Source organism: Polaromonas sp. YR568 (assembly GCF_943371715.1).
Taxonomy (GTDB): Bacteria; Pseudomonadota; Gammaproteobacteria; order Burkholderiales; family Burkholderiaceae_C; genus Polaromonas.
Window position 1 is genome coordinate 61,059 of sequence record NZ_CALRVW010000016.1, and the last position, 23,673, is coordinate 84,731.

Here is a 23,673-nt window from a genome sequence, read left to right on the forward strand (position 1 = left end):
GTGTGACGGGTGTGGATTGCTATGGTATTAATAGCTAAAGCGTTGACCAGGAAGCAGAGGGGGTTTCACCCATCGGCCGCTCGGTGCAGCAGCCGATGGCGGAAGGGACCGTGGACCTGGGTTTTTGGCGCAGGCCTTACGTCGGTTGCAAATGGTTACGCTTGTTGCGGATAGTACCCGTAACGAATAGTCACAGCACCCGTTTCGCCATGCCGTCATGCCGTACGGAAGGGAAAGGGGTCCCCGCAAGACCCGGCCCCAGGCTGCAGCCCCCCGGTCCATGCCTCAAACAGAGCACCCTGGACAGGCGATAGGCAACCCGCAGCGGGCGTCTTAACCTTCCCTTCAACACCGGCCGGAATTTGGTTACACGTCTTCGAAACGACCGACGAGAACCATGCCGCAGGTGGGCAATGAACCCCGGAAAACGTCTCAGAACCACACCGGGATTTCCTTTTGTTGCATTGATTGGCGTGGTCAGAAAAAAGGGAGTGTATGAAAGTCCGCTTAACCCGTGACAGGAAGCGTCCCGGCAGGACCGTGCTGCGGCCGGGCGCCTGGTCTGTGGCACTGCTGTGTGCGCTCCCTGCGTCGCCGGTACCGGCCGTGCCGGCTCTGGCCGCCGATGTCCAGGGCTCCGCCTGCGACTGGGAGAGGCGCGACGAGGTCCTCCACACGGAGGGCTGTGCGCGGCCGCTGGCCGTGCCGGTCCTGCTGCCGGCCCAAGAAGCGCTGGCCGGCCGCCATGAAGATGCCGGGCGCGAGCCGCCGGCTTTCGACGTCATTGTCCTGGCCGCTGCAGAGCCTGACGCCGCCGCGCCGGTCCTGGCGCTCACGAAAGAATTGCCGGCGTTGGCGATGGAACCTGCGGCAGCGCCGACCGCAGGCAGCGGACTTGCCCAGGCGGACGGCCCGCGGCTCCAGCCCTTTTTGGGCAGCACGCCCATCGAGGGCTGGCGACGGGCAGACAGTGACACGCGCCGGGATGCCCCGGCGCTGCTCGCAACAAGCGTTGCTGCCACCACCGCCTGGGAAGAGGCCGAAGCCGCAGAGCGCGCGGCTCCGGGGACTTTCACGCCACTGCAACTGGTGACACTGCAGCAGCAGGCGCTGGCCCAGCAACTGCGTTGGGCCGTGGCCGAGCGCGACCAGCGCATCGGCATGGCCCGCTTCGAGGCGCTGGACCGTGTGCTCGAAGCCCTGGATGGCGCTGTCCTGCGGCAGAAGGCCGCCGCCGCCCAGGCCGCCTCCGGTGATGCAGTCGCCTGGCAGGACCTGTCGGTTGCCCTGTTGTCGGACCGCTTGCTCGCGCTGCTGGAGCGTGGACGACCTGTCGAGACGATTGCGCTGTACGAGACCCTGCGCGCCTCGGGCGCGGAACTGCAACCCTATGCCCTGGTGGCCGTCGCTGACGCGATGGCGCAGCAGCGCAGGTCGGTCGAGGCGGTGCCGCTGTACGAAACTGCGCTGCGTAAGGACGGTAGCGGCCCGCGGATGCCGGTGGAGAACTACTTCGGGCTGGTCTACGCTTACCTCGATACCGGCCGGTTCGAGGAGGCCGAGTCCCTGCTGGCAAAACTCGAGGCCGACACGCCGCCCCTGCTGCGCCTGCCGCCTGTGGCCGGGCAGGCCAATCCCGAGTACTCGAGCGTGAAAGGCATGCGCGGTTTCCTGCTGCTGTACACCGGCCGCCTGGAAGAGGCCAAGCGACACTTCGATGCCCTGATCGAAGAGGCCCCTTTCAATGCCAGTTACGCCCAGGGGGCCGCAGAGGCCGAGCTAATGCGCGGCCACCCGCGGGCGGCGCTGGCGCAGCTGGAGGCGCTCAGTGCGAACCATCCCTATGACCGCAACATCCGCGCCGAGTACGCCCAGACGCTGCTGACACTCAACGAATTTGCTGCCGCGCGGCGCATCGGGGAGTCGCTGGCATCGGATTACCCCGACTCCACCTTCCTGCGCAAATTCGAACGCCAGCAGCGTGCCGTCACGGGTGCCTTTCTGGAGGCGGGTGCCGGCGTGGACAAGGGCGACGGCAACGCGCTCGCGGACCGCTCCTGGAGCCTGGACGCCCGTCTCAGCTCCGGCCTGATCGGCGACGAGTGGCGGGTTTTTTACGACCAGATCCTGGGACGGGGCGAGACCGGAGACGAGCGGGCGAGCTGGGCGCGCGGCGGCCTTGGCCTGGGCTGGCAGCGAGGGGGCTGGCTGGCCGAAGGCAAGGTCCAGCAGGCCAACCAGGGCCCGTACCGCACCAGCGCTGCGGGGCTCGTCAGTTACCGCGCCGACGACCACTGGCTGCTGACCGCCACCGTGGATGGCAACAGCAAGGAGGTGCCGTGGAAAGGGCGGGTGGCCGGCGTAGGCGCACGGGATGCCGGTGTCAGCGCAGCCTACATGGTCAACGATGGCCGGCGCTTCGACCTGTCATGGCAGCAGGTCATGTTCAGCGACAGCAACCGGCGCCATGCGGCGTCTGCCTCCTGGCGCGAGCGCTGGGTGAGCGGCCCGCGGTTTCAGCTGGAGTCGCTGCTGGGCGGGTACGCCAGCCGCAACCGCCGTCAGGACACGCCGTACTTCAGCCCGGCGCGCGATGCCAGTGTGCAGCTCTCCCTGCGCGGCCAGTGGCTGAGCTGGAAAAGCGACGACCGCCAGTTTTTCCAGATCCTCGAGGTCGGCGCTGGCCGCTACCACCAGGTTGACTTTGGCAGCAAGCCCATGTGGGGCCTGCGTTATGAACACCAGTGGAATCTGGGGCCCAAGCTGCAGCTGCGTTATGGGCTCAGCCTGTCCCGTCATCCCTATGACGGCGTCAGCGAGCGGCAGCGGGGTATTTTCTTCAGCATTCTGGTGCCACTATGAGCTCGACACATTTTTCCGCTACGCTGCAGGCCCGTGGGCTCTGGCGCCTGTTCGGTTTCTTCGCCGCATGCGTGTTGCTGGCCCTGCCGCCGGCAGGCGCGCAACCGCTGCCGCCCGAGGACCCCGAAGATGGCCGGACCTTTCGCGTGTTGTCCTTCCATGACGTGCGCAACAACGTGCGCGCCAGTTTCGAGGACGACCCGGAGGAAACAGCCATCGACGAACGCACGCTGACCGACGTGTTTGCCTGGCTGGCCCACAACAAGTACCAGCCGGTCAGCCTGCAGCAGATCGTGGACGCACGTGCGGGCCGCCAGCCGCTGCCGCGCAGGCCGGTGCTGCTGACATTCGACGACGGCTACAGCAGTGTCTACACCAAGGTGTTTCCCCTGCTGCAACGCTACCGCTACCCCGCCGTGCTCGCCCTGGTCACCAGCTGGCTGGAGGTACCGGACAACGGCCGTGTTCCCTACGGCGCCAAACAGTTGCCGCGGGACCGTTTCCTGCGCTGGGACCAAGCCGCCGAGATGGTCCGCTCGGGCCTGGTTGAACTGGCCAGCCACACTCATGCGATGCACCAGGGCGTGCAGGCCAATCCCCAGGGCAACCTGTTGCCCATGGCGTCCACCCACCGTTACGACCCCGCCACCGGCCGCTACGAGGACGACGCAGCGTATGTCCAGCGTATCGAGGTCGACTTGCGCCTGAGCCGCGAGTTGATCGAGGCCCGCACAGGCGCCAAGGTGCGCGCCACCGTCTGGCCTTATGGGGCCTACAACGCGCGGGCCTTGCTGGCCTCCGAGCAGGCAGGCATGCCCATTGCCATGCGGCTGACCGATGGCCCCAACAGCCCGGACGTGCCGCTCAGCGAAATCCGGCGCGCCCTGGTGGTCTACAACCATCAGGCGTCCGACTACGCCGGGCTGCTGCGCTCCAGGGTGGAGGGACGGGCGCAACAGGTCAACCGGGTCATGCATGTGGACCTGGACTATGTGTACGACCCCGATCCGGTGCAGCAGGAAAAAAACCTGTCCGTGCTGATCGAGCGCGTGGCCACCGTGGCGCCCACCTCGGTGTTCCTGCAGGCCTATGCCGACCCGGATGGCGACGGCGTGGCCGATGCGCTGTACTTTCCGAACCGCCACCTGCCGGTACGCGCCGACCTGTTTGGGCGTGTGGCCTGGCAGCTGAAAACGCGGGCCGGTGTCAACGTCTATGCCTGGATGCCGGTCATGGCCTTCCAGCTGCCGGAGAAGAACCCCGTCGCTACAAAGGTTGTGGTCGCCCAGCGCGACAACGGTGTCGCTCCCGCCCCCGGGCGCTACCACCGCCTCTCGCCCTTTGACGCTGACGCGCGCGCGCTGATTGGCGAAATTTACGACGACCTCGGCCGCCATGCTGCTTTCAACGGCGTCCTGTTTCACGACGATGCCACGCTCTCCGACGACGAGGACGCCAGCCCGGCCGCACTGGCCGCCTACGAACGCTGGGGCCTGCCCGGGGATGTGGCAGCGATCCGGCGCGACCCGGCGCTGATGGCGCGCTGGACCAGCGCCAAGACCCGGCACCTCATCGAGTTCACCCAGCAACTGGTTGCGCGCTTGCGGGCCTGGCAGCCGGTGCTGATGACGGCCCGCAATGTCTACGCCGGGCCGCTGCTCGACCCGGCGGCAGAGCAATGGTTTGCGCAAAACTACGAAGCCTCGCTCGCCGCCTACGACTACGTGGCGCTGATGGCCATGCCCCGCATGGAAGGCCAGAAGGAGGCGACCGCCGGGGCCTGGCTCAGCCGGCTGGCCCGGCGGGCGGCGACGACGCCCAACGGCCTGAACGGCACGCTGTTTGAACTCCAGGCGGTCGACTGGCGCACCGGCAAGCCGGTGTCCGACGCCGAGCTGACGCAGCAGTGGCGCCTGCTGCAGCGCCAGGGCGTGCGCCACATCGGCTATTACCCGGACGACTTCCTGAAGGACCAGCCGGCGCTCAAGACCTTGCAGCGTTCGCTGTCGGTGCGTTCGCTCCTGAAGCGTTCGCTGCCAGGCAGCCCACCGACGCAGGACATCCCCTCGCAGCTTGCCGGGCTTCCCGGCGCCGGGGCTGTGCGTACGGAAGGCGGGGTACAGCCATGAACGACACCCCTTTCCTGTCGCACGCGCTGCCGGCCCTGCTGTTTGGCTTTGTCTTCTATTACCCATTTTTCATGGCCTATGTCTGGATGGCGGGCGGCCTGGCGCACGCCTGGGTCTTCGAGCGGCGGCGCGACGTTGCCATCGACCCGCTGACCGCGTTGCCGGCCACGCCGCTGGTCACCGTGGTGGTGCCCTGCTTCAACGAGGCGCCGCACCTGCGTGAGGTCATCGAGCAGCTGATGCGCACGCGGTACCCCAACTACGAGGTGATTGCCGTCAACGATGGCAGCACCGATGGCACGGGCACGCTGCTGGACGCCATGTCCCGGGAGTACAGCCGCCTGCGGGTCATCCACAACGCCAGCAACCAGGGCAAGGCTGTCGGGCTGAACACCGCCTGCCAGCTGGCGCAGGGTGAATTCATCCTGGGCATCGACGGGGACGCGCTGGTCGATGTCAATGCCATCGCCTGGCTGCTGATGCCCATGCTGCGCTCCGAACGCATAGGCGCGGTCACCGGCAACCCCCGCATCCGCACCCGAACCACCCTGCTGGGCCGCATGCAGGTGGGCGAGTTCTCCTCGATCATCGGGCTCATCAAGCGGTCGCAGCAGCTGCTGGGCGTGCTCTTCACGGTGTCCGGTGTGATCGCGATGTTCCGTCGGCGCGCGGTGCTGGAGGTCGGGTTCTGGAGCCCCGACGTGCTCACCGAGGACATCGACATAAGCTTTAAGCTGCAGCTCGCGGGCTGGCGCCTGTACTTCCAGCCCAGCGCCCTGTGCTGGATCCTGATGCCGGAAACGCTGCGCGGTCTGTACCGCCAACGCCAACGCTGGGCCACCGGCGGCATCCAGACCATGATGCGCTACAGCGGCCGGATCCTGCGGCCGCGGCAATGGCGGCTGTGGCCGATCTACATCGAATACCTGACCAGCGTGGCCTGGGCCTATGCGATGGCTGTGGCCGTGGTGTTCTTCTTCCTGAGCCCCTTGCTGCCCGACGATTCGGCATGGCGGTCCAGGCTGCTGCCGCACTGGCAGGGCACCCTGCTGGCCATGACCTGCCTCTTGCAGATGTTCCTGAGTTTGTGGATAGACCGCAAGTACGACCGCAACCTGCTGCGTTACTTCGTTGCAACGATCTGGTATCCGATCGCCTTCTGGGTCATCGCCATGTTGACCACCGTTATCGCCCTTCCCACCGCGATGGCACGCCGCCGGGGCAAACGTGCCGTCTGGATCAGCCCTGACCGAGGAGTCTCCAATGCGCCCTGAAATTTTTGCTCCCCCTGTGTTGCCTGAGGCCGGCAAGCTGCCGCCCGAACGCCTGCCGTCCTGGGGTCAGCCCGAGGTCGACGAGCCCATCATCGATGCCGCACGCATCCCGCTGCATGCATTCGGCACAGGCCGTTCGAGACGGCGAACGCTGGCAATGTATGCGTGGTTGCGCGTTGCCCGACCGTCCCTGATCCTGGCGGTCTGGCTCGTTGCGCTCTGGCATGCCTGGCCCCATGTTCTGGGCGTGCCCTCGCAGCCCGAGGTCCTCGAGCTGCTGGAACTCTATGCCTTCATCGTCAGTGTCATCCTCCTGTTCATGCTGGCCATTGCGCCGCTCCGGCACATGCAGCACCAGCGTGAGCGCGCGCCGGAGGACCGGGAGCCGTCCTCCCTGTTTGCCCTGGCGACCTACATCGAGGTGCCGCCTTTGCGCCTCCTGGCGTGGCAGCTGACCAAGCAGCTCATCGTGCAGCACAAACCCGACGGACACCTCGAGGATGCAAGGGATTCGAGTCTCGGCGACTTGTAGCAGGCGCACTTGATAAAAAGGGCCCGAAGCCCAATGAAGGCGGGCGCCAAAAGCTATGGTTTTTGTAGCAAACGAGGTGTCGCCTTTTCCTCCAGGACCGCCCGCAACACGGCATCAAAGGCCTGCGGCTGCTCGAACTGCACCCAGTGGCCCGCGTTGTCTATCCAGTGCATGCCGCGAAAGTGGGGCGCCGACTGCAGGGCCAGCGCCAGCGCTTCCTGCCGCTCGCGGTACAGCGCATCTTCGCGGCCGTAAATCGCGTCCACCGGACAGCGCACCTCGGTCAGTGTGCGCGCCAGCACGTCGGTGTAGGCCAGGCGGCGGCCCTTCATGCGGTCGCGCAGCGTGTTGTCGCTGTGCACACGCAGCGCCAGCGCGGTGATGGCCTCGGGCCGGTAGAGCATCAGCGCGGCGAGGTTCTTGCGGTGCACGGCCTCGCGTTCGGCCGGGTCGGGCAGGTGGCGCCAGGTCGTGAGTGTGACGGTGTTTCTCGACGCCACGCCCAGGCCGGGAGAACCAACCAGCACCAGGCGTGCCACGCGGGCCGGCCACTGCGCCGCCAGAAAGCCGGCAACCATGCCGCCGAAGGAAAACGCCGCCAGGTCGCAGGCGGCATCGCCGAGCAGCACCTGCAGACCCGCTTGCACCGGCGCGGCCAGCGCGTCGGCGTCGTTGCCGCTGGCGGGCGGTGCCGAATCCCCAAAACCCGGCAGGTCGGCGGCGAGCACCTCACGGCCGGCGGCCACCAGCGCGTCGATGTTGCGCAACCAGTGGGTCCAGCTGCCGCTGCCGCCGTGCAGCAGCACCACGGGCCGGTGCGGCGTGCCGGCCAAGGCAGGCGCGGGTTGCCACCGGTGCCAGACCATGCTGCCGCTGCCGCAGGGCGTTTCGAGGCGGGTGGCGCTGGCCAGCAGGCGCTGGACTTCGGGGGGCGGGGCGGGGGACGTGTCGGCTTGCATCAGGGGGTTATACCCGCAGCGGGCTGCACGCCCTCGGCCTGGGCAAACCACCCGGCCCAGTGGTCGAGGCAGGCCCTGATCTTGGGCAGGCGGTGCCGGCTCGTCAGCGTGACGGCGTAAATCGGGCTGGGCTGCTCGTCGACAAAGTCGGGCAGCACCGGCACCAGCAGGCCGCGCCGCACCAGGGGCTCGGCCACCACGGTGGCAAAACGCGAGATGCCCAGGCCGTGCAGCGCCAACTGCGCGGTGATGCCGGTGCTGCCGGAACGCCACTGGCCCTCCGCCTCCACCACGCGGGGCTCGCCCTGGACGATGAACGGCCAGCGGTTGAGCAGGGCCACCGCGCTGTTGGTGATCAGGCGGTGCTGGTGCAGCTCGTCCGGATGCCGGGGTGTGCCGTGCGCCTGCAGGTAGCCGGGCGTGGCGTACAGCCTGCGGCCCAGCGTGCCGAGTTGCCGCGCTACCACCGTGTCGGTGGTCGGCGTGCCGGTGCGGATGGCGATGTCGATGCCGTCGTGTGCCATGTCCACCAGCCTGTCCTCGACCTGCAGTTCCACACACAGCCTGGGGTGGTGTGCGTGCAGGCTCTCGAAGCTGGGGATCAGGAGGTACTCGGCCACCACCGTGCTGGCCGCCACGCGCACCCAGCCGCTGGCCTGGCGCGACTGGCTGGCAAACTCGCCCTCCAGCTCGTCCAGCGTGCCGGTCAGGCGCCGGCAGTATTGCAAAAAGGTCTGGCCTTCGGCGGTGGGTGTCAGGCCGTGGGTGGAGCGGTGGATCAGCCGCGCGCCGCAGGCTTTTTCGATGCGCGCCAGCGCACGCGAGACCTGGCTTACCGGGACGTCGCGCTCGCGTGCCACGGCCGAAAGTGAGCCGAGTTCTGCCACGCGGGCAAATAGGTGCATGTCGTCGAAGCTGAGGTCGCGCATGGCGTCATGGTAACCAGCCGCCGGCGCCCCTGCCTTTGCAGCGAACGCAAAACCCAATTGCACGCCGCGCCGTTTCCCGCGTGAGAGGCTTTGCCTAAAGTTGCCTGCACCGCAACGAAAGGACCCGCCATGTACAGCGATCTCCACCACGACAGCTACCAGCGCCTGCACGATGCAGCGAAGCGCCAGGCCGAGGCCTTGCGCCGGCAGGCGATCAATAATTTCTGGCGCCGGCTGGACTCAGCCATGCGGCGCGGGCTGCTTGCCCTGCGCCGTCCGGCAAGGCTGCAACTCCCACGGGAGGCCTGAGATGCCCACCCTGACCCTGAAAGTCGCTCCGCTACAGACCCCGGCCCGTGACCGCCAACTCGCCCAGGCGCTGACCACGCTGACCGCGCAGTTGCTCGGCAAGCGGCGCGAGGTGACGGCGGTCATCATCGAGGGCCTGCCTGCCGGACACTGGTACGTGGGTGGCGACGCGGTGCGACGGCCCACCGCGTTGCTGGAGATCAGCATCACCGCCGGTACCAACACGCCGGAAGAGAAGGCCGCGTTTGTCAGCGCGGCGTTTGCCGAACTGCAGCGCCAGCTCGGCGAGGGCGGTCCGCTGGAAGAAGCCAGTTACGTGGTGGTGCGGGAACTGCCGGCCACCGATTGGGGTTTTGGCGGGCACACGCAGCAGGCCCGCAAGCGCGCACTGGTTCAGGCAAAGTGATCGAAGGACGCATACCGGCCCGGCACCGCATGGCCCGAGGCGTCGACCAGCCGCAGGCCGGGCGGATGTTCGATGACGCCGATGCGGGTCACCGCGGTCTGCGCCTGCAGTGCCGCCGCCTGCACCGCCGCCCGCGCCGACACCGGGGCGGTGAACGCCAGCTCGTAGTCGTCGCCGCCGGCGAGCACGCAGCGCAGCCGGGTTTCATGCGAAAAATGGCCCTCAGCCCTTGTAGTGTCTGCGCCATCCGCTAGCAAATTAATAGCAACAGAAGTGTCGATGCGGGCGCCGGTACCGGACGCTTCCAGGATGTGGCCGAGGTCGCCGAGCAGACCGTCGCTCACGTCGATGGCCGCTGTCGCGATGCCGCGCAGCGCCAGGCCCAGCGCGACACGCGGCGTGGGCTGCTCCAGCCGCATGCGTGCGGCGGCCAGCCGTCCATGCGGCAAGGCGACGCTGCCGCGCAGTGCTTCCAGCGCCAGCCGCGCCTCGCCCAGAGTGCCGCTGACATACACCTCGTCGCCGTCGCGTGCGCCCGAACGCAGCAGCGCCTGCCCGCGCGGCACTTCGCCGAACACGGTGATGCAGATGTTCAGCGGCCCTTGCGTCGTGTCGCCGCCGACCAGTTCGCAGCCGTGGGCATCGGCCAGTGCAAACAGACCGCGCGAAAACGCCGCGAGCCAGGCTTCGTCGGCCCGCGGCAGGGCCAGCGCCAGCGTGAAGGCCACTGGCTGTGCGCCGCAGGCGGCGAGGTCGCTGAGGTTGACGGCCAGCGCCTTGTGGCCCAAGGTGAACGGGTCCACATCGGCAAAAAAATGCCGGCCCTCGACCAGCATGTCGCAGGAAATGGCCATCTGCATGCCGGCGGCCGGCTGCAGCAGCGCGCAGTCGTCGCCGACGCCCAGCACGGCGCGGGTCGTGGGGCGTGTGAAGTAGCGTGCGATCAGGTCGAATTCACCCATGGGGGGAGCATAACGGGTGGAATCCTTCTTTGCTTCTACTGCTGGAGGTTTGCCCACAAGCCGGGGGTTGCCCGGCGGCAACTCACTTTCTTTTTGCGTCGCCAAAAAGAAAGTAAGCAAAGAAAAAGGCGACCCGATGGTCTGGGTCCCTCCGCTTCGCTGCGGGCAACCTCCGGTGCTCGACAAAAGCGGGGTCTCGCTCGAACTCGGCTTCGCCTCAGACAGTCGCGAACCCTGATCCGCTTTTGCCTGCGCTCCTCGGCCCAGCCCGACGGGTGGGGAAAACAAATGCGGGTTCGGGATCGGGTGCGGGGAGTCATGACGCGCTTTGCGCGTCATCGTCGGAGTACGGGACCGTCATGTTTGCACGCGCTTGCAGCACACACGGCCAAATGAAACTCCCTCCATCGCCCAGCGGGGCGAGGGAGGGGCGGGGGGAGGGAGTGGGGAGTCCATCCTACTGTCCCGAACAGACCGTGGACGCAGCGTGATGCATCCGCAGTTAAACCGGCAATCCCCGAAACTTCAACGCCGCTTGCCGAATCACTTCGGCCAGCAGGTTTTCCTTGGACTGCAACTCGCGCAACCAGCGCGCGTCGTTGTTCGAGAGCTCCACGCTGCTGCGCAGCAGGTGGATGCCGCTGCTGGCGCCCAGCGGCCTGGCGTGTGCGCCGATCTTGTCCATGGTCATCAGGATGTGGTCGCGCAGGGCCATGTGTTCGCCGGTGGCCGGGTCCACGTAGACGGCTTCCAGCCCGAAGCGGCAGGCCTGGAAGCGGTTGTAGGTGTAGACCAGGTAGTCGTCCTCGGTCGGCATGAAGGGCTGGTCGTTCATGAACCACGAGGCCAGCGACTGCACGTAGCCGGACAGCGCGGCGGCGCGGCCGATCGTCAGCGGGGTGTCGAAGACGCGGATCTCGATGGTGCCAAACTCCGGCTTGGGCCGGATGTCCCAGTAGAAGTCCTTCATGCTCCTGACCACGCCGGTGCGTGTCATCTTCTCGAAGTAGACGGTGAACTCGTCCCAGGTCAGCGCCATCGGCGCGCGGCCCGACAGCGGAAAGGCAAACACCGAGTTCAGGCGCGCCGAATCAAAGGCCGTGTCCTGCCCCTGCACAAAGGGCGAGGAGGCCGACAGGGCGATGAAGTGCGGAATGTAGCGCGACATGCGGTGCAGCGTCAGCAGCGCGGTGTCGGCATCGGGGCAGCCCACATGCACGTGCTGGCCGAAAATCGTGAACTGCTTGGACAGGTAGCCGTACAGCTCGGACAGTTCGCGAAACCGCGGCTTGTCGTAGATGCGGCGCTCATGCCATTGCTGGAAGGGGTGGGTGCCGCCGCCGACCACGGCGATGTTGAGCTTGTCGGCGCACTTGACCAGCGCGTCGCGGATCTGCGTGAGCTGGCCCAGCACCTCGGACGAGGACTGGCAGACCCCGGTCGAAACCTCGATCATGCTCGAGGTCATTTCGGGCACCACGCTGCCGGGCAGGGGGATTTTTTCCATCAGGCGCAGCATGTCTTCGGCATACGGCGCGAGATCGTAGTCATGGGTGTTGACGAGCTGCAGTTCCAGTTCGACGCCGAGGGACAGCGCCTCCGATTTCTGGAAGGGCTCCAGCCCGCCGGGTGCCAGTTGCGCAGGGGTGTGTTTACTCACGGAGCTCTCCGGTTGAGTTGGTCCAGGGTTTGTGCGTCCAGGGTCTGGAGCTTTCACGGGCGCGATAGATGGCGAAGGTGGCGACGATGGCGCCCAGCACTTCCATCAGCAGGATGGCCGGCAGCGCAATGCTGGCAATGCGCGGTCCCAGCGAGGCCGACGAAGCCACGAATTGCGAGACGATCAGCAGCGCCACCGAGGACATCGGCGACATCGCGCAACCGACCCAGAGGGCCTGCTTCCAGCTGGCGCCGCTGCCCACATTGCCGAGCGCGATGCCGATGATCTTCGCCAAGGCCCGCGCCACGACCAGCGCCGCCACCAGGCCGGCCACCTGGCCGCTCCAGTCGGCCTGAGCGGCCACCACGGAGACCAGCACGAACATCAGCATGGTCAGCATCGCCGAGGCGGTGCCCATCTGGCGTGGCCAGGACCAGGGCCGGGGGTTGAGCTGCTTGAGCATCATGCCGCCCAGCAGCGCGGCCAGGGGCGCCGAGCCGCCGAAGTGGGCGGCCAGTGCGGCGCCCGCGGCGATCAGGGCCAGCAGCAGGATGGCGGTGTTCTCGCTGGTCGGGCTCATCACGCGCAGGGCCGAACGCAGCGCCAGCGCCAGGCCGGCACCGACGACGACCGAGAGGCCCAGCACCACGGCCACCGGGTAGAAGGTGTCGGTGAGGCTTTGTTCGCCGCGGCCCATCATGCCTGCGCGGGCGCTGCAAAGCGTCAATGCATACAAAGTGCTCAGGGTCGACAGCACCATGGCCCGCTCGGTGACGGGGCCGGAGGCGCGGGTGTCGTTGATCACGCGCGACAGCACCGCCGGCGAAGCCGCCATGGCAAGCAGGGCCAGCGGCTCGGCGACCACGTCACGCACGCCGAAAAAAGTCAGTGCCCAGTAGACAGCGACAAAGGTCAGCGTCGATTCGGCCAGGCTTTGCACCAGCACCATGGGGTTGTGGCGGAACCAGCGCATGGGAATGCGGCCACCCGCTTCAAACAGCACGACGGCCACACCGAGTTCCAGCAGAAAGAGGCCGGTTCCCTGCAGCGGCCAGGCCGCGCCGGTGAATCCGGCCAGGCCGGCAAAGGCGCCGACCGCTGAATAACCCACCACCTTCGGAACGCCGGCATAACGCTGCACCAGATGCCCGGTCAGCGCGGCCAGCGCCAGCAGGATGGACCACTGAACCGTGGGCAGACCTGCAGAGGGTTTGATCCATTCGGCCCAGATGGCCATGATTTCATTCATGGATGAGTGTCTCCGCTGATTGATTGAAATTCATGCAGCGCCGCGCAAGGATGCGCGGGTGCTCGATGGGGACAGGCCGCCGAGGTGGCGACAAGCCCCGAGGCCTGCGGCGATTCACTGTCGGGGCCGGGGGTTGCAGGCCAGGCAGGCACCCATGGGAAAAGCAACCCCAATTTACAACGCTTCACACTCTTTGCCTGTAGGACAAGTACCCACATGCGGGCATGATGCACTGCTGGCAGGTCGGTTGTCAGGGTGCTGACAGCTCCTGTGAAGTGTCAATCGGGCAGAAAAAAACTGGCCGGCTTGCTGCGCCAGCGCGCCCAGATCGCCGCACGGATGCGGCCGCGGTCCACGCCGCTGACGCTGTGGGCCCGCAGCGCCAGCCGGAAGGCGAAGTAAAAGCTCACCCCGAGATTGAGTGCACCGATCAGCGGGATGGATGCCACACACCACCACAGGGCTGGTTGCCGCAAAGCGTCCCAGCCGAGGGCTGCCGCCGCTGCGGCCAGCTGGCCCGAGGACAGCGTGACGTGGCGCACTTCGAGCTCCACCCCGAAAAAGCCGGTCATGGGCGGAATCAGACCCAGCATGAAACCCAGCGCGATGTTGGACGTGAAGCCCGAGATGTTGTCGCGCATGAAATGAGCCCAGCGCCGCGCCCGTGCAACGCCCAGGGCCCGCGTGATGCGCGGGTTGTAACGCATGGCCGACGCCAGGTGGTACAGCACAAACCAGTTTTCCACCCAGCCACCGATGATGCTGGCGGCAAACAGCACCACGCCGGTGAAGGCGGCCCACAGCAGCGTGGGGCCGAGCAGGCTCAGGGTGTGCAGCACATGACCGGCTTCTTTCGCGTCGATCATGGGCCGCCCCAGTGCGTACTGCATGGCGACGCTGATCAGCAGCACGACCGGCACCACCACCAGCACGTTGCCGAGCACGGCCGCCACCTGGGAGCGGACCAGGTGGGTGACTTCGTCGACAAACTCGCCGACCGCCTCGCCGGTGCGCAGGTCCTTGAGCTTGGCGGCCATGGCTGGTGCTGTCATGGCCGGCTGTTTGGTGGCCAGCGTGAAGTGCAGCAACTGGATCAACACAAAGCTGGCGGCATACACGATGCTGGCCAGGAAGCCGCTCCAGAAGGCCGACAGCGCGAGCCCCACCACCATGAACTTGAGCAGCGTGGTGACGGCCGTCAGGGCGCCGCCGCCGGCGGCCTTGCCCAGCATGGCGGTGTAGGCGGCACGGTCGCGCGTGATGTAGTGCTCGCCGGTCTCGGCGCCGCGCTCGGCCACCTTGGCGGCCAGCAGGGTGGAGTTGCTGGCCACCAGCGCACGTATGCTGCGGCGCTCTTCGGCCAGCAGCACCAGCCGGGCCAGCAGCTGCATGGCGCTGGTGGCGGGTTTGTCCGAGAGCAGGCAGTCGAGCAGGTCGCGAATGCGCAGGATGCGCTCGCGCAGCTGGCGCAGGCGAAACACCAGGCCGACCGAGATGCCGTGTTCGTCGAGGTGGGCATACACCGACGAGGCAGCGCTGCGGCAAGCCTCCAGCCGGCTCTTGAACTGGTCCAGCGCCAGATGCAGCGCGCCGCTGTCGGGCCCGTGCAGCAGAAGCGCGGCGCGCAGCGCTTCAAGATCAGCTTGCAGGCCGTGAAAGGGCCGCGCCGGCAGGCTCTGGGGGCTCATGCGCAGGCGCAGTTCCGGCGAGAAACCGGTGGCGCAGACCTGGCTGGTGCAGTAGGTCAGGGATTCCAGCAGCGTGACCTGCCAGTCCTGCAGCAGGGTGCTGGCGGCGCCAGGGGCAAGGGGTTCGCCGGAGGCTTCGTTGCCGGACTCGTCGCCGGCCGGTGCGGCGGTGGGCGGTCCCAGCAGGGCGCCCAGCCGGCCCAGCGTGTCCTCGTCGAGCAGCTTGAGCCATTGCGCGTCGAACGGCACCGGGAACAGCAGCATGAACAGTTCGGTGGCATGGGTGGTCTCGGGCGTGCCCGGCAACAGCTTGTAGCGCAGCCGTTCGCCGAATTCGCTGAGGAAGGCAGCACGCGGCGCAAAACCGAAATCGGAAAACAGCGGTGTGGCGTCCACCGTCTCAACCAGGGTGAGCCACCATTGACGCAGCCGCTGCGGAAAACCCGGCCGCGCATGCGCCGCGTCCAGGAACAGCTGGACCCGCGACAGCGCGGCCTGCGCATTGCTGGCGTCCCCGCGTATCCAGTCCAGCAGGTCGCTGAGCCAGAGGTGCCGCACTGCCAGCTCGGCACGCGGCTCCAGCTGGTCCAGCAACTCGCTCAGTGTGCGCATGGGCAGAAGGATCTAGTGGAGGACACGGCCGGCGCCGGCCTGGCCCGGGCCACCGGCATCGCCGGCGTCAAGCACAAACATCGGAATGGCCGCCTCGAAACGTTCGCCATCCTCGGCGACACAGAAGTAGCTGCCATGCATGGTGCCGGTCGGCGTGCGCAGGCGCGAACCGCTGCTGTACTGGAAGGACTCGCCCGGCTTGAGCAAGGGCTGGTGGCCCACCACGCCCAGGCCCTTGACCTCCTCGGTATGGCCGCGCGCGTCGCTGATGATCCAGTGGCGCGAGATCAGCTGCGCCGCGACGTCCCCGGTGTTCGTGATCGTCACGGTGTAGGCAAAGCCATACACCTCGTCATCGGGTGCAGATTGCTCGGGAAGGTAGTGCGGCTGGACGTCGCAGGAAAATTCGTATTTCGGCATGGATTGGAAAAGAGTGGCGCTCATGTTAACCGCCCTTCGCAGGACGGGAAATTGCAGTGTCAGTGGGCAAGCTGCGCGCTTGCTGCGACAATCCTGACATGAGCCAAAACAAGCCCCCGGTGTACCGGATTGCCCCTTCGATTCTGTCCGCCGATTTCGCGCGCCTGGGTGAGGAACTCAAGTCGGTCATCGAGGCCGGTGCCGACTGGATCCACTTTGACGTGATGGACAACCACTACGTGCCCAACCTGACCTTCGGGCCCATGATCTGCAGCGCCCTCAAGCCGCACGCCAAAAAGGCCGACGGCAGCGCGGTGCCGATTGACGTGCACCTGATGGTGCAGCCGGTGGACAGCCTGGCCGCGGCCTTTGCCGATGCCGGCGCCGACCTGATCAGCTTCCACCCCGACGCGTCCGGCCACGTGCACCGCAGTGTGCAGGCCATCAAGTCCAAAGGCTGCAAGGCCGGCCTGGTGTTCAACCCGGCCGCGCCGCTGGATGTGCTGGACTGGGTCATCGATGACATCGACCTGATCCTGATCATGAGTGTCAACCCCGGTTTTGGCGGTCAGAGTTTCATTGACTCGGCCCTGCGCAAGATCGAGCAGGCGAGAAAACGCATCGACGCCTCGGGCAAGGACATCCGTCTGGAGGTCGACGGTGGCATCAAGCTGGACAACATTGCGCAGGTGGCTGCGGCCGGCGCCGACACTTTTGTGGCGGGCAGTGCGATTTTCGGCAAACCGGACTACCGGTCGGTGATCGCGGGCATGCGGGCAGCGCTGGCGAGTTAAGCCGACAGCGCAGGATGCGGGTGAACCAGGGACCGGACCCTGGCTTGAACGGAAGGGCCGGACCATGGGGACAGCAGGCAAACCAGAAGCGGGGGCGCTGAAGCAGACCGCGGGTGCGGATGCGCCGGCGCCGCTGCACCGGCACCGCATTCTGGTGATCGAGGACAGCGAGGACATCCGTTACCTGCTCACCGCCCTGCTCCAGGACAGTTACGAGGTGGCGGCAGCCGCCGCCGGAGAGGCCGGTTTGCAGATGGCCCGGTCGGCCGAGCGCCCCGACATCATCCTGCTCGACGTGGTGATGCCGGACATGGACGGTTACGAGGTGCTGGCCCGGCTCGGCCGGGACCCGCGCACCGCCGACATCCCGGTGATTTTCCTGACGGCACTGGGCAGCGAGGACGAAGAGCACCGGGGTCTGGACCTGGGTGCCACCGACTACGTGACCAAGCCCATCAGCCCGCCGGTGCTGCTGGCGCGACTGAAGCTGCACCTGGAGCGCAGCGCCAACGCCAGGCGGTTGAAGGTGTTGTCCGAGCAGCTTTCGCGTTACCTGGCGCCGCAGGTGTACCAGTCGCTGTTCGACGGTTCACGCCAGGCTGAAATCCGGACGCAGCGCAAAAAACTCACGGTGTTTTTTTCCGACATCAAGAACTTCACCGAATCGACGGCGCAGTGGCAGCCCGAAGAGGTCACGCTGCTGCTCAACAGCTATTTCGCGGAAATGTCGCAGATTGCGGCCGAATACGGCGCCACGCTGGACAAATTCATCGGAGACGCCATCGTCATCTTTTTCGGAGACCCGCATACGCTGGGCGTTCGCGAGGATGCGGTGCAGTGCGTGCGCATGGCGATGGCCATGCAAAAACGAATGGAAGGGCTGCGGGCCCGCTGGCGGGACATGGGCATCCACAGGAATTTCGAGATACGCATCGGCATCAACTCGGGGTTTTGCGACGTCGGCAACTTCGGCAGCAGCCTGCGCATGGAATACACCATCATCGGCCGCGAGGTCAATCTGGCGGCCCGGCTCGAGCAGGCCGCCGAGCCCGGCGACATCCTGATTTCCAGCGAGACCCATGCCCTGGTGCAGGGAGAGGTCCAGTCCGACGCGCGCGACGCCATCGTGGTCAAGGGGTTTTCCCAACCCATTCCCGTGTATGTGGTGCGACCGGACAACAAGGGAACGCCAGGTGATCCGGAGGTCATTCGCTGCGACCGGCCGGGCCTGCATCTGGAAATCGATGCGGGCCGCCTGACCGCGGCGCAAAAGGCCGAGGCCGTGAGCGAGCTGCGCAAGGCGCTGGCCAGGCTGGAAGCGGCGGCGACGAGCGCCCCGCCGGCAGACCACTGGCCCAGCGCCATCGAAGGGCTGGACTTGGCCCTCGGGCTGCGCCGGGCAATGGGTGTGAAAACGCTTTATTTCTCCATGCTGGGCCGTTTTCTGGAGGGACGCAGGGACACGCCAGATCGCATCCGGGAGGCGCTGGACGCGGGTGACCTGAAAGCGGCGGAACTGCTGGTCCACTCCCTGCGCGGCCTGTCCGCCCAGATTGGTGCCACGCGGGTGCCCGAGCATGCCCAGGCGCTGGAGCAGGCCCTGCACGGGTCGCAGCCGCGCGCCACGCTCGATGGCTTGCTGCAAGCGCTGGAGGCCTCGCTGGGTCAATTGATCGCGGCGCTGGAGGCCGGCTTGCCTGCGGCGGCAAGGCCATGACCGAACAGCTGCGCCCGGTGGCAGGCAGGCGTGCAGGGTCCACTGGTGTATCGTCCGTACAGGCGGATCGGGAAAAGCCCCCGGCACCGATTCCCGTACCCAGCCCCGCATGAGGCCCCCGCCATGAAGCTGCCCTTTCGTACCAACATCACCATTGCCTTGGGCCTGGGCCTGCTCCTGATGGCTCTGAGCACGGTCACGTCCTACGTCACCATCCATTCCCTGCTGGAGGGCGAGCAAGGCGAAGAAAAGATTCAGGTGACGGTGGCGCTGGTGGATCGGCTCGTTTCGCAGTTCAAGACCACAGAGTCCCTGCAGCGGCGTTACCTTCTGACCAACGTCGACCAGGACCTGGCTTCCTACCGGCAGGCCCGGTCGGGCGTGCAGCAGGTGCTACAGGGCGCCGATGAACTGAGCGTGGCCGGCGAGCGCCTGGCGGACCTGCACGCCTTGCAGGGGCTGATAGCCCAGCGCATGGGTCTCATGGAAACGGCGGTCAGCGCCCGGCAGCAGATGGGGCTGGAGGCGGCGACCGCGATTGTCGGCAGCGAGCAGAATCGCCAGCTCCACGACAACATCGAAGAACTGGCTGGCCGGATCAAAACCGCACAGACGCAGACCCTGGAGAGGTCCGAGCAAAACGCCCGGCGCACAGCGCAGACGGTCCGGCTGCTGATCCTGGTGAGCGGCCTGCTCTCGCTCGGCCTGCTCGGCTGGACCATCCGGGCCGTGATCCGCGCACAGGCCAACAACCGCCGCATCCAGGCCGAACTGGCCGACAGCGAAGCCATGAGCCGCGCCATCACCGAGAGCATGGCTGACGGTGTCATCACCGCGACCCCGGAGGGCCTGCTCGTCAACGCCAACAGTGCGGCCCGGCACCTCTTCGGCTACCGGCTCAAGGACTTGCTGGGGCAGCCTGTGGCCATGCTCTTGCCGGCGCGCTGGCAGTCGGGGTTCTCCGCCTTTTTTGCCACCCTGGTCAACCGCCCGCCCGGCTTCAGGGAGTCCGATAACGAGGTCATGGGCGCGCGCCGCGATGGTACCGAGTTTCCGGTCAATGTGTCTTTCGGCGACGTCAATGTGGGCGGGAGGCGGCTGTTCACGGCGATCATTCGCGATATCTCCGAGCGCAAACGCATCGCTGATGCGTTGCACAACAGCGAAGCCCAATTGCGCCAGCTGACCGACAATGTTCCGGCACTGATGGCCTATGTGGACAGCGACCAGCGCTTCCAGTTTCACAACAAGGCCTATGAAGAGGTGTTTGGCTTGCCGCGAGAAAAAATCCACGGCAAAACACTGCTTGAAATCGCGGGCCCCGAGTTTTACAGCCAGATCAGTGGCCATGTGCAGGAAGCGCTGTCCGGTTATGCAGTGCGTTACGAACGGGAGCAGGTCACCGTCAGCGGCGAGCGGCGCGAATACGTGATGAGTTATTTGCCGCGCTACGGTGAGGAAGGCGAGGAGGACAAGGTCATCGGGTTTTTCTCGCTGGGCACCGACGTCACCGAGCTCAAACGCATCGACCGCATGAAGAGCGAGTTCGTCTCCACGGTCAGCCATGAACTGCGCACGCCGCTGACCTCGATACGCGGTTCGCTGGGCCTGGTTTCTGGCGGTGTGGCTGGCGCGCTGCCGGAGCGGGCCAAAAGCCTGGTGGAAATCGCCAAAAACAACTGTGAGCGGCTGATCCGCCTGATCAACGACATCCTCGACAGTGAAAAAATCGAGTCCGGCAAGATGCAGTTCGAGCTGCAGCCGCTGGAACTGCTGCCCCTGCTGCAGCAGACGCTGGCGGACAACGAGGGTTTTGCCGCGGAGCACCAGGTCAAGCTGGCCCTGCATGCGCCCCGGCAGCCGCTGAAGGCCCAGGTGGACAGCGACCGCCTGCTCCAGGTGATGACCAACCTGTTGTCCAACGCCATCAAGTTTTCCCCCGCGCAAGGCACGGTGCTGGTGCTGCTGGGCCGGCACGCGGGGCGCGTGCGCGTCGAGGTCAGTGACAACGGACCGGGGATTCCCGAAGAATTCCGCCAGCGCATCTTCCAGAAGTTCTCGCAGGCCGACTCGTCTGATACGCGCCAGAAGGGCGGCACCGGCCTCGGCCTGGCGATTTCGAAAGCGATCATCGAGCGGATGGACGGGAGCCTCGGTTTCACCTCCAGGGTCGATGTGGGCACCACCTTCTTTTTCGAGCTGCCGGAGTGGCGCGAGGCGCCCCCGGTCACGGCGCCCATGAGTCTTGACGGCCTGAACCGCCCGCGCATCCTGGTCTGTGAAGACGACCCGGATGTGGCGCAACTGATAGGCATGATGCTGGACAAGGCCGGCTTCGATGCCGACATCGCCCACACGGCGGCGCAGGCCCGCGACTACCTCCGGATGGAGTCCTACGCGGCCATGACCGTGGACATCCAGCTCCCCTACGAAAACGGGCTGGAACTGATCCGCTCCCTGCGTCAGGACGCACGCACCGCAGATCTGCCGGTCCTCGTCTTGTCGGTGACGGCCGCCGAAGCGCGGCTGCACGCCGGCGCCACGGTCGTGGTTTCCGACTGGCTTGAAAAGCCGATTGACGAGCAGCGTCTGCTCAAGAGCCTGCGGCATGCCGTTGACCGCCGGCACGCGCATGGCAAGGGGTGAGCCATAGTTTCCGGTGGCGTACGATTGCTCCCTCCACCCTCCACCCTCCACCCTCCACCTTCCATCCTGATCATGAAATTTTCACGCCATACTGAACGTCACCGTACCGACCGCATCGGCTGGCTGCGTGCGGCCGTGCTGGGGGCCAACGACGGCATTGTGTCCACCGCCAGCCTGGTGGTCGGCGTCGCCGCGGCGCATGCAAGCCAGGGCAGCATTCTCGTGGCGGGTGTTGCCGGGCTGGTGGCGGGGGCGATGTCCATGGCCGCGGGGGAGTATGTCTCGGTCCACTCGCAGTCCGACACCGAAAAGGCCGATCTTGCGCGTGAACGCGCGGAGCTTGCGCTCGACCCCGCCGCCGAGCAGCGCGAGTTGACCGGCATTTATGTCGCGCGGGGGTTGACGCCCGAGCTGGCACAACAGGTGGCGGTCGCGTTGACGGCGCACGACGCGCTGGGCGCCCATGCCCGGGACGAACTCGGCATTTCGGAGGCGTTCAGTGCGCGGCCGGTGCAGGCCGCACTGGCCTCGGCGGCGAGTTTTGCGGTCGGCGCGGCATTGCCGCTCGCCGTCGCCGCATGGGCGCCCGCGCAAGGCCTGATCGCCTGGGTGAGCGCAAGCTCACTGGTTTTTCTGGCCCTCCTGGGTGTGGTGGCCGCCCGCGCCGGAGGCGCCGGCGTTCTGGCCAGTGCATGGCGCGTGACCTTCTGGGGCGCGCTGGCGATGGCGATCACGGCCGGTGTGGGTGCCTTGTTCGGCGCGGTGGTCTGAGGCCCGCATGGAAACCAGCCGCCTTTCCCTGAGCCACGGCCTGTTCGATGCAGCGATCGTCGACCTGGACGGCACCTTGGTCGATACGCTCGGTGATTTTGTGGTCGCCCTGAACCGGATGTTGGCCGAGCTGTCGCTGTCACCGGTAGAACGATCCGTGGTCGGGACGCGGGTGGGCAAGGGCTCGGAACATTTGATCAGCGCCGTCCTGGAGCATGTGCTAAATGGGCCTGAAGCCCTTGATGGACGGGCGCAAACAGCTATCAATAAGGAAGCAACTGCCGCTCAGCTGTTCCCGGCTGCATGGACCAGCTACCAGCGCCACTACCTGGCCATCAACGGCCAGCATGCCAGCGTCTATCCGGGCGTGCTGGAGGGCTTGCAGCGGCTGCAGCGCCAGGGCCTGAAGCTGGCCTGCCTGACCAACAAGCCGACCGCGTTTGCCCTGCCTCTGCTCAAGGCCAAGGGCCTGGACGGATTTTTCAGCCTGGTGTTCGGTGGCGATTCGTTTGAGCGGAAGAAACCCGACCCCCTGCCGTTGCGCAAGACCTGCGAGGCGCTGGGAAGCGCGCCCGCACGGACCTTGATGATTGGGGATTCCAGCAACGATGCACAGGCGGCGCGGGCGGCGGGTTGTCCGGTGGTGCTGGTGACTTATGGCTACAACCATGGCCAGCCCGTGCGCGGCGTGGACGCCGACGGTTTTGTCGACACGCTGGCGGCGATGGACCTGGCCGCCCTGAAAAGACAAACGGGGCTTGCGCCCCGTTAAACATCACTGCCTGCGCTGCGCTCAGGCGGGTCTGCCCAGCAGGGCGTCCTTGAGTTTCCAGTCGGCGGGCACGGGACCGAGCCAGATACGCATCAACGCATTGAAAAATTCCGGCTCCTTGAAGGGCTCGCCCTGCGGGACACCCTTGACGGTGATCACGGTGCCGGTGCCGGGCACCCAGTCGATCATGAAGACGTCGCCAGTGTCCAGTTTTTTCTGATCCGAGAAGATTTTTCCCATCTTGATCAGGCCGGGGATCAGCTTGGACATTTCGGCTTTGGGCGCGTTGTCCTGGAAGCCGCGCGTGAATGATTTTCCTAACTCGTTGGAATCAATCTCGCGCAGCATGGTGATCTGCAGGCGCTTGGGGCCGGGCGCGGCCATCACCTCTTCCGGGGTGGCGGCTTTTTTGCCGAGGTACAAGCCGGCCGTGTAGACCTTGAAGACGGCCTTGTAACGCACGCCGGCGCCATTGAGCACCAGCTTGCTGCCGCGCACGTCGAGCTGGTCTTCCAGTTTGACCCCGGCTACTTCCACGGTGGCTGCGGCGGTGCTGAAGGCCAGCAGCAGCGTCAAGGTGCCCGCGAGGCATGGTTTCATCCAGGTCATAAAAGGTCTCCAGAAAAAGAACGGTCGTTCGCTAATGGAGATATTTTGGTCCGGCACCTGAGCACCCACAAGAGGGTTTGCGAGATGAGTGTTACTACTAGTTACATTCGCCCGAGGCGGTGGAGGCGCTGATTTTTTGCTGGTCTTTTTTGTCCGGCTTTCTGTGACCTTCGTTTTTCGGCGCCTGTTCAAGGGGGTTGGGGGCCTTCCATCCGTCTCGCTTTGCTACACTCGGCCTTCCATGTTCATTCATCGCATCATTCAGACAGGTAGCAGCTACCGGGGAGCCTGGCCCTGGCGGGCCTGACAGCCCTCGCATGCTGAGGCCAACCCGCCTCGCTGCCATGCAAGCCTGTTTCGATGCGCTCTTGCC

Annotated in this window: 19 protein-coding genes; 11 read left to right on the plus strand and 8 right to left on the minus strand. The window is 66.3% G+C overall.

What is annotated here, in order from left to right:
- Nucleotides 1-495 precede the first annotated feature (495 nt).
- Genes pgaA through AAG813_RS12940 form a run of 4 tightly spaced genes read left to right on the plus strand, consistent with a single transcriptional unit; the run spans nucleotide 496 to nucleotide 6,797 of the window.
- Nucleotides 496-2,862 carry a poly-beta-1,6 N-acetyl-D-glucosamine export porin PgaA gene (pgaA, locus tag AAG813_RS12925; protein ID WP_341915905.1) on the plus strand — a complete coding sequence of 789 codons (2,367 nt, stop codon included), beginning with the start codon at nucleotides 496-498 and terminating at the stop codon, nucleotides 2,860-2,862.
- Nucleotides 2,859-4,991, plus strand: coding sequence for a poly-beta-1,6-N-acetyl-D-glucosamine N-deacetylase PgaB (gene pgaB / locus AAG813_RS12930; RefSeq protein WP_341915908.1), 2,133 nt, complete (start codon nucleotides 2,859-2,861; stop codon nucleotides 4,989-4,991). Before pgaA ends, pgaB begins: the two co-directional genes overlap by 4 nt.
- Nucleotides 4,988-6,265 (plus strand): poly-beta-1,6-N-acetyl-D-glucosamine synthase, encoded by a 1,278-nt coding sequence (pgaC, locus tag AAG813_RS12935; protein WP_341915912.1) that lies wholly within the window; start codon nucleotides 4,988-4,990, stop codon nucleotides 6,263-6,265. The genes pgaB and pgaC overlap by 4 nt, the downstream gene beginning before the upstream one ends.
- Nucleotides 6,255-6,797, plus strand: coding sequence for a PgaD family protein (locus AAG813_RS12940; protein ID WP_341915915.1), 543 nt, complete (start codon nucleotides 6,255-6,257; stop codon nucleotides 6,795-6,797). Before pgaC ends, AAG813_RS12940 begins: the two co-directional genes overlap by 11 nt.
- 53 nt (nucleotides 6,798-6,850) lie before the next feature.
- On the opposite strand, the gene AAG813_RS12945 is transcribed toward AAG813_RS12940, so the two are convergent.
- Nucleotides 6,851-7,756: an alpha/beta fold hydrolase gene (locus tag AAG813_RS12945; protein WP_341915919.1), complete on the minus strand. Its 906-nt coding sequence runs from the start codon at nucleotides 7,754-7,756 to the stop codon at nucleotides 6,851-6,853.
- The gene (locus AAG813_RS12950) at nucleotides 7,756-8,685 is read right to left on the minus strand and encodes a LysR family transcriptional regulator (protein WP_341915922.1); all 930 of its coding nucleotides are present in this window, start codon (nucleotides 8,683-8,685) and stop codon (nucleotides 7,756-7,758) included. Before AAG813_RS12950 ends, AAG813_RS12945 begins: the two co-directional genes overlap by 1 nt.
- 129 nt (nucleotides 8,686-8,814) lie before the next feature.
- Between AAG813_RS12950 and AAG813_RS12955 the strand changes: the two genes are divergently transcribed.
- Together AAG813_RS12955 and AAG813_RS12960 are read left to right on the plus strand one after the other, a co-directional pair.
- Entirely contained in the window at nucleotides 8,815-8,994 is a 180-nt protein-coding gene (locus tag AAG813_RS12955) for a hypothetical protein (RefSeq protein ID WP_341915926.1), read from the plus strand.
- Nucleotide 8,995: 1 nt separating this feature from the next.
- Nucleotides 8,996-9,400: a tautomerase family protein gene (locus AAG813_RS12960; RefSeq protein WP_341915929.1), complete on the plus strand. Its 405-nt coding sequence runs from the start codon at nucleotides 8,996-8,998 to the stop codon at nucleotides 9,398-9,400.
- Here AAG813_RS12960 and thiL read toward each other — a convergent pair.
- The 5 genes from thiL to apaG all read right to left on the minus strand — a co-directional run bounded on the left by thiL (nucleotide 9,388) and on the right by apaG (nucleotide 15,991).
- On the minus strand, nucleotides 9,388-10,362 hold the full coding sequence (thiL, locus tag AAG813_RS12965) for a thiamine-phosphate kinase (protein ID WP_341915933.1): 975 nt from the start codon (nucleotides 10,360-10,362) through the stop codon (nucleotides 9,388-9,390). The two genes, AAG813_RS12960 and thiL, sit on opposite strands and share 13 nt — an antisense overlap.
- Before the next feature lie 502 nt (nucleotides 10,363-10,864).
- Nucleotides 10,865-12,022: a YbdK family carboxylate-amine ligase gene (locus AAG813_RS12970; RefSeq protein ID WP_341915936.1), complete on the minus strand. Its 1,158-nt coding sequence runs from the start codon at nucleotides 12,020-12,022 to the stop codon at nucleotides 10,865-10,867.
- On the minus strand, nucleotides 12,015-13,271 hold the full coding sequence (locus tag AAG813_RS12975) for a cation:proton antiporter (RefSeq protein WP_341915940.1): 1,257 nt from the start codon (nucleotides 13,269-13,271) through the stop codon (nucleotides 12,015-12,017). The genes AAG813_RS12970 and AAG813_RS12975 overlap by 8 nt, the downstream gene beginning before the upstream one ends.
- 278 nt (nucleotides 13,272-13,549) lie before the next feature.
- On the minus strand, nucleotides 13,550-15,571 hold the full coding sequence (locus AAG813_RS12980) for a site-specific recombinase (RefSeq protein ID WP_341915943.1): 2,022 nt from the start codon (nucleotides 15,569-15,571) through the stop codon (nucleotides 13,550-13,552).
- Between the two features lie 12 nt (nucleotides 15,572-15,583).
- Nucleotides 15,584-15,991, minus strand: coding sequence for a Co2+/Mg2+ efflux protein ApaG (gene apaG / locus AAG813_RS12985; protein WP_341915984.1), 408 nt, complete (start codon nucleotides 15,989-15,991; stop codon nucleotides 15,584-15,586).
- Nucleotides 15,992-16,089: 98 nt separating this feature from the next.
- On the opposite strand from apaG, the gene rpe reads away from it, so the two are divergent.
- The 5 genes from rpe to gph all read left to right on the plus strand — a co-directional run bounded on the left by rpe (nucleotide 16,090) and on the right by gph (nucleotide 22,691).
- Complete coding sequence (rpe, locus tag AAG813_RS12990) at nucleotides 16,090-16,785, plus strand: ribulose-phosphate 3-epimerase (RefSeq protein ID WP_341915946.1); 696 nt, start codon at nucleotides 16,090-16,092, stop codon at nucleotides 16,783-16,785.
- A gap of 64 nt (nucleotides 16,786-16,849) precedes the next feature.
- On the plus strand, nucleotides 16,850-18,502 hold the full coding sequence (locus tag AAG813_RS12995; RefSeq protein ID WP_341915950.1) for an adenylate/guanylate cyclase domain-containing protein: 1,653 nt from the start codon (nucleotides 16,850-16,852) through the stop codon (nucleotides 18,500-18,502).
- A 123-nt stretch (nucleotides 18,503-18,625) separates the two neighbouring features.
- The gene (locus AAG813_RS13000; RefSeq protein ID WP_341915953.1) at nucleotides 18,626-21,148 is read left to right on the plus strand and encodes a PAS domain S-box protein; all 2,523 of its coding nucleotides are present in this window, start codon (nucleotides 18,626-18,628) and stop codon (nucleotides 21,146-21,148) included.
- Between the two features lie 72 nt (nucleotides 21,149-21,220).
- Complete coding sequence (locus AAG813_RS13005) at nucleotides 21,221-21,919, plus strand: VIT family protein (protein ID WP_341915957.1); 699 nt, start codon at nucleotides 21,221-21,223, stop codon at nucleotides 21,917-21,919.
- Between the two features lie 7 nt (nucleotides 21,920-21,926).
- Entirely contained in the window at nucleotides 21,927-22,691 is a 765-nt protein-coding gene (gene gph, locus AAG813_RS13010) for a phosphoglycolate phosphatase (RefSeq protein WP_341915960.1), read from the plus strand.
- 21 nt (nucleotides 22,692-22,712) lie between these two features.
- Here the strand turns inward: gph and AAG813_RS13015 are convergent, their stop codons facing one another.
- Nucleotides 22,713-23,291 (minus strand): chalcone isomerase family protein, encoded by a 579-nt coding sequence (locus AAG813_RS13015; protein WP_341915985.1) that lies wholly within the window; start codon nucleotides 23,289-23,291, stop codon nucleotides 22,713-22,715.
- Between the last annotated feature and the right edge of the window lie 382 nt (nucleotides 23,292-23,673).

Bases quoted from the DNA above. Each gene is read 5' to 3' on its own strand.
- pgaA (WP_341915905.1), top strand. From the start codon at position 496: ATGAAAGTCCGCTTAACCCGTGACAGGAAGCGTCCCGGCAGGACCGTG.
- pgaB (WP_341915908.1), top strand. From the start codon at position 2,859: ATGAGCTCGACACATTTTTCCGCTACGCTGCAGGCCCGTGGGCTCTGG.
- pgaC (WP_341915912.1), top strand. From the start codon at position 4,988: ATGAACGACACCCCTTTCCTGTCGCACGCGCTGCCGGCCCTGCTGTTT.
- AAG813_RS12940 (WP_341915915.1), top strand. From the start codon at position 6,255: ATGCGCCCTGAAATTTTTGCTCCCCCTGTGTTGCCTGAGGCCGGCAAG.
- AAG813_RS12945 (WP_341915919.1), bottom strand. From the start codon at position 7,756: ATGCAAGCCGACACGTCCCCCGCCCCGCCCCCCGAAGTCCAGCGCCTG.
- AAG813_RS12950 (WP_341915922.1), bottom strand. From the start codon at position 8,685: ATGCGCGACCTCAGCTTCGACGACATGCACCTATTTGCCCGCGTGGCA.
- AAG813_RS12955 (WP_341915926.1), top strand. From the start codon at position 8,815: ATGTACAGCGATCTCCACCACGACAGCTACCAGCGCCTGCACGATGCA.
- AAG813_RS12960 (WP_341915929.1), top strand. From the start codon at position 8,996: ATGCCCACCCTGACCCTGAAAGTCGCTCCGCTACAGACCCCGGCCCGT.
- thiL (WP_341915933.1), bottom strand. From the start codon at position 10,362: ATGGGTGAATTCGACCTGATCGCACGCTACTTCACACGCCCCACGACC.
- AAG813_RS12975 (WP_341915940.1), bottom strand. From the start codon at position 13,271: ATGAATGAAATCATGGCCATCTGGGCCGAATGGATCAAACCCTCTGCA.
- AAG813_RS12980 (WP_341915943.1), bottom strand. From the start codon at position 15,571: ATGCGCACACTGAGCGAGTTGCTGGACCAGCTGGAGCCGCGTGCCGAG.
- apaG (WP_341915984.1), bottom strand. From the start codon at position 15,991: ATGCCGAAATACGAATTTTCCTGCGACGTCCAGCCGCACTACCTTCCC.
- rpe (WP_341915946.1), top strand. From the start codon at position 16,090: ATGAGCCAAAACAAGCCCCCGGTGTACCGGATTGCCCCTTCGATTCTG.
- AAG813_RS12995 (WP_341915950.1), top strand. From the start codon at position 16,850: ATGGGGACAGCAGGCAAACCAGAAGCGGGGGCGCTGAAGCAGACCGCG.
- AAG813_RS13000 (WP_341915953.1), top strand. From the start codon at position 18,626: ATGAAGCTGCCCTTTCGTACCAACATCACCATTGCCTTGGGCCTGGGC.
- AAG813_RS13005 (WP_341915957.1), top strand. From the start codon at position 21,221: ATGAAATTTTCACGCCATACTGAACGTCACCGTACCGACCGCATCGGC.
- gph (WP_341915960.1), top strand. From the start codon at position 21,927: ATGGAAACCAGCCGCCTTTCCCTGAGCCACGGCCTGTTCGATGCAGCG.
- AAG813_RS13015 (WP_341915985.1), bottom strand. From the start codon at position 23,291: ATGAAACCATGCCTCGCGGGCACCTTGACGCTGCTGCTGGCCTTCAGC.